General features: G+C 59.4%; 5 protein-coding genes. All 5 read right to left on the reverse strand.

Annotated features, from left to right (window positions below; all coding sequences use genetic code 11):
* Positions 1-28: 28 nt before the first annotated feature.
* The 5 genes from F8N49_RS25950 to F8N49_RS25970 all read right to left on the reverse strand — a co-directional run bounded on the left by F8N49_RS25950 (position 29) and on the right by F8N49_RS25970 (position 4,216).
* The gene (locus F8N49_RS25950) at positions 29-682 is read right to left on the reverse strand and encodes an HAD family phosphatase (RefSeq protein ID WP_016773740.1); all 654 of its coding nucleotides are present in this window, start codon (positions 680-682) and stop codon (positions 29-31) included.
* A gap of 112 nt (positions 683-794) precedes the next feature.
* Positions 795-1,784 (reverse strand): ABC transporter ATP-binding protein, encoded by a 990-nt coding sequence (locus F8N49_RS25955; RefSeq protein WP_110645118.1) that lies wholly within the window; start codon positions 1,782-1,784, stop codon positions 795-797.
* Positions 1,781-2,581 (reverse strand): ABC transporter permease, encoded by an 801-nt coding sequence (locus F8N49_RS25960; protein WP_151553142.1) that lies wholly within the window; start codon positions 2,579-2,581, stop codon positions 1,781-1,783. The genes F8N49_RS25955 and F8N49_RS25960 overlap by 4 nt, the downstream gene beginning before the upstream one ends.
* On the reverse strand, positions 2,568-3,404 hold the full coding sequence (locus tag F8N49_RS25965) for an ABC transporter permease subunit (RefSeq protein WP_161984092.1): 837 nt from the start codon (positions 3,402-3,404) through the stop codon (positions 2,568-2,570). Before F8N49_RS25965 ends, F8N49_RS25960 begins: the two co-directional genes overlap by 14 nt.
* Before the next feature lie 5 nt (positions 3,405-3,409).
* Positions 3,410-4,216 carry an alkaline phosphatase family protein gene (locus F8N49_RS25970; protein ID WP_122880953.1) on the reverse strand — a complete coding sequence of 269 codons (807 nt, stop codon included), beginning with the start codon at positions 4,214-4,216 and terminating at the stop codon, positions 3,410-3,412.
* Positions 4,217-4,292 lie beyond the last annotated feature (76 nt).

Genomic DNA, 4,292 nt, shown 5'->3' on the forward strand with positions numbered 1-4,292 from the left:
AGCTGCCGAAGGCTGCGATCTTTTGTTTTTATTTCCAGAGGTGGATCGGCCAGCCGGCCTTTTCGGCGTGCTCAAGCAGCACCGGATCGGGATTGACCACGTGCGGGAAGTCCACCTTAAGCAACAACGGCAGATCGTTGCGCGAATCGGAATAAAAACTCGCGCCTTCGAGGTTTTCTTCTTCGGCATCCAGCCATTCCAGCAAGCGGGTGATCTTGCCTTCGCGGTAAGTCAGGGTGCCGACGGTGTTGCCGCTGTACACGCCATGGGCGACTTCCAGTTCGATGGCCAATATCTCGTCGATGCCCAGACGATCGGCGATCGGGCGAACCAGGTGCGCACCGGATGCCGAAATCACCAGAATCCGGTCGCCGGCCTTGCGGTGGGCGGCGATGGTTTTGGTCGCGTCGCTGAAGATGATCGGTTCAATGAAATCTTCCACCCACGGGCCAACCAAGTGCTCGATTTCCTCAGGGGTGCGGCCTATCAATGGTTCGAGACTGAAGGCCATATAGTCTTCCATCGCCAGATGTCCGCGGCCGTAGGCATCCATCAGTTCCTTGTCGCGCTGCATGAACGACTCGCCATCGACCCAGCCGAGGCGGACCATCTGCTCACTCCATAGCGAGGAGCAGTCGCCGTGGATCAACGTTTCGTCCAGATCAAAAATTGCCAAAGCCATCGGGTTCTCTCCGAGAACAGCTGCAAGCTACGAGCTAATAGCTGCAAGAATTAAAATCAGGTGCACCGCAGTCTACAACTTGAAGCTTGTAGCTCGAAGCTTGCAGCTGCTTTTATGCTACTTCGCACAAGGCCGTTGGATCGATGGAAAGTGCCAGGCGCTGTCCGTCGGGATGCAGATCGGCGGCGGAGCGGTTGAGCACATCCACCACCAGTTCCACGCCGCGCGCTTCGACGCGATAGCGAATGACGTTGCCGAGCAGGCTGTGGCTGCGGATCTGCGCGTCGAGTTCGCCGTCGAGGCTCAATTCGATGGCTTCCGGGCGGATGGCGATGCGGTGGTTGATCGGCCGTTGCAACAGCTTTGAGGCGGCATCGGCATCGAGCAGGTTGTAGTTGCCGATGAAGCCGGCGGCGAACACATCAACCGGCGCGGTGTAGAGGGTTTCGGCGTCGCCGCTCTGGACGATCTTTCCCTGATTCATCAGGAAAATCCGGTCCGACATGGTCAGCGCTTCTTCCTGATCGTGGGTGACGAAGATCGTGGTCAGGCCGAGTTCGCGCTGGATCTGACGGATCTGTTCGCGCAAGTGCTTGCGAATCCGAGCATCGAGCGCCGACAGCGGCTCATCCAGCAGCAACAAGCGCGGGCGGGTTACCAGCGAACGGGCGAGGGCGACGCGTTGGCACTGACCACCGGACAGTTGATGCGGATAGCGGCTGGCGAAGTCGTGCAGTTCAACCAGTTTCAACACTTCAGAGACGCGCTTGTGGCTGTCATCGGCGTTGACCTTTTGCATGCGCAGGCCGAAGGCGACGTTCTGTTCGACGGTCATGTTGGGGAATAGCGCATAGCTTTGAAAGACCATGCCGATACCGCGTTTCTGCGGGCTCAACGGCACGAGGTCGACACCGTCGAGGAGGATCTTGCCGCCATCCACCGGTGTCAACCCGGCGATGCAACGCAGCAAAGTCGACTTGCCGCACCCGGACGGGCCGAGCAGGGTGACGAACTCGCCTTTGTTGATTTCGCAATCGATGTCGCTGAACACCGTGGTGCCGGCGTAACTTTTCTGCAGGTGTTGGACGCTGACGTAGCTCATTCGCTTTTGTCCTTGTTCAAGATGTTGGCGATCCAGGTCAGGACCAGCACGAAAAAGAAATACGAAATGACCAGCGCACTGGTGAAGTGGCCGCTGCTGTTGCGCATGTTGTTCAGGTACACCTGCAGGGTTTCGTAGCGGGTGCCGACGAGGATGTTGGCGAACACGAACTCTCCGAAGAGGAACGAGAAAGACAGTAGCAGCGCCACCATCAGGCCTTTGCGCAGATTCGGCAGCACCACCAGAAACGCCGCTTGAAAAGTGCTGGCGCCAAGCAGTTGCGCGGCGTCCATCAGGTCGCGCAGGTTGATCGCTTGCAGGTTGTTGGTGATCGCGCGGTACATGAACGGCAGCGCCACGGTGAAGTAACAGCCGATCAGAATCCATGGTGTGCCGACCATCGCCATCGGCCCGGAACCGTAGAGCTGCAACAGCCCCACCGAGGACACCACCGGCGGTACCGCGAAGGGCAGCAGGATGAGGATGTTCATCAGCGCATCGAGTTTCGGAAAGTAGTAATGCACGACGAACAGCAACGGCAGGATCAGCACCACCGATAACACCAGCGCGCCGACGCAGACGATCAGCGACTGACCGAATGCATGCAGAAAGCGCGGATCGCTCCACAGCTGGATGTACCACTTGAAGGTAAAACCGCTGGGCAGAATCGTTGCCGACCAACTGCTGGCGATCGAATAGACCAGCGTGCCCAGCAGCGGCAACAGCAGAATGGCGAACAGCAGATAGACCACGGCGCGGTGGTAGAGGCCGGCCGGGCCGGATTCAGCGCGAGACATGGTAGCTCCTCTTCAACAGCAATTGATGCACGACGGTGACGATGGTCATCAGCGCCACGAGCACCACGGCCAGGGCGCTGGCCAGGTTCGGGTCAAGGGAAATGTCGCCGGAGACCATCGCCGCAATACGGATCGGCAGAACGTTGAAGTTGCCGGTGGTCAGCGCATAAACCGTGGCGTAGGCGCCGAGGGCGTTGGCCAGCAGGATCACGAACGTGCCGAGCAACGCCGGGGTCAACACCGGCAGGCCGATGTGCCGCCAGAACTGCCAGCCGTTGGCGCCGAGCAGTGCGGCGGACTCGCGCCAGTCTTCACGCAGAGCGTCGAAAGCCGGGTAGAGCAGCAACACGCCGAGCGGGATCTGGAAGTAGGTGTAGAGGATGATCAGGCCGGTTTTCGAATACAGGTTGAAGTCCTGAATGATCCCCGACTGCTTGAGCATGATGGTGATGCTGCCGTTGAAACCGAGCAGGATGATGAAGGCGAACGCCAATGGCACGCCGGCGAAATTGCTGGTCATGTTGGCGAAGGCATTCACGAAGTTGCGCAGCTTCGAATCCACTCGACGCAACGAGTACGCACCGAGCACGGCGATGATGATGCCGAATACGCTCGACCAGAAACTGATCTCCAGGCTGTACTGGATCGCCTGCCGATAGAACTTCGAACCGAAGATCTTGCTGAAGTTGGCCAGGCCCCAGCCGGACTCTTCCGATTGCAGGCTGTTGATCATCACCCAGACCAGCGGGGCGATTTCGAAGACGATGAAGAACAGCGCGAAGGGCACCAGACACAGCGCCGCGAGCCATTTGCCGCGATTCATGGCATTCACTTGAGCAGCTCCCGGCACACAGGTTTGTCGTGGGGTACGCCGAGCAGTTCGCAAATTGTGCCGCAGAGCTCGGTCTGCGTCGGCGTGGCGTCAGGGTTGAGGCTGAACGCATTGCCGAGAACGAACAGCGGCACCTGACGTTCTTCCGCCAGCAGGCCGTTGTGCGAGCGATCGTTGTTCATGCCGTGGTCGGCGGTCACCAATACCTGATAACCAGCGTCGAGCCAGCTTTGCAGATAGTCGGCGAGGATGACGTCAGCCGAGCGCGCGCTGTTGCGGTATTGCGAGCTGTCGAGGCCGTGCTTGTGTCCGGCGTCGTCGATGTTCATCGGGTGGATCAGGAGGAAATCCGGCGCGTGGCGCAGGCGCAGGCTTTCGGCGTCGGCGAACAGGTGCGAATCCGGATAATGATCGTTCCAGTAGAAGTGGCCGTACTGGATCGGCAGCGTCGGATCGTTGGTGTGGCGGTCGCGCGCCGCCACGAACGGTGAGCGGTTATATAACTCGCTGACCCAGTGATACGCCGCAGCGGCGGTTTTCAACCCGGCATCGCGGGCGTAGTGATAGATGCTGCGCTGGTTGGACAAGCGCGAGACATTGTTGTGGACGATGCCGCTGTCGATCGGCGGCACGCCGGTGAGAATACATTCGTAAAGCGGTCGGGACAGGGCCGGCAGTTCGCACTCCAGTTGATAGAGCGCCGCGCGTCCTGCGCCAACATAAGCCTGCAGATGCCCCATGGCGTGGCACGCAACCTCGTAGTTGAGGCCGTCGAGCACGACAAGGATGACGTTGTGCTTCATAGGGGCAAGAACTCCGAAAACAAATCTGGAACCAATCTGTGTAGGAGCTGCCGGAGGCTGCGATCTTTTGATGTTG

Source organism: Pseudomonas sp. GXM4 (assembly GCF_008923895.1).
In the GTDB taxonomy this organism is placed as follows: Bacteria; Pseudomonadota; Gammaproteobacteria; order Pseudomonadales; family Pseudomonadaceae; genus Aquipseudomonas; species Aquipseudomonas atacamensis.

Coding starts and splice junctions, on each gene's coding strand:
- F8N49_RS25950 (WP_016773740.1), bottom strand. CDS start 682: ATGGCTTTGGCAATTTTTGATCTGGACGAAACGTTGATCCACGGCGAC.
- F8N49_RS25965 (WP_161984092.1), bottom strand. CDS start 3,404: ATGAATCGCGGCAAATGGCTCGCGGCGCTGTGTCTGGTGCCCTTCGCG.
- F8N49_RS25970 (WP_122880953.1), bottom strand. CDS start 4,216: ATGAAGCACAACGTCATCCTTGTCGTGCTCGACGGCCTCAACTACGAG.
- F8N49_RS25960 (WP_151553142.1), bottom strand. CDS start 2,581: ATGTCTCGCGCTGAATCCGGCCCGGCCGGCCTCTACCACCGCGCCGTG.
- F8N49_RS25955 (WP_110645118.1), bottom strand. CDS start 1,784: ATGAGCTACGTCAGCGTCCAACACCTGCAGAAAAGTTACGCCGGCACC.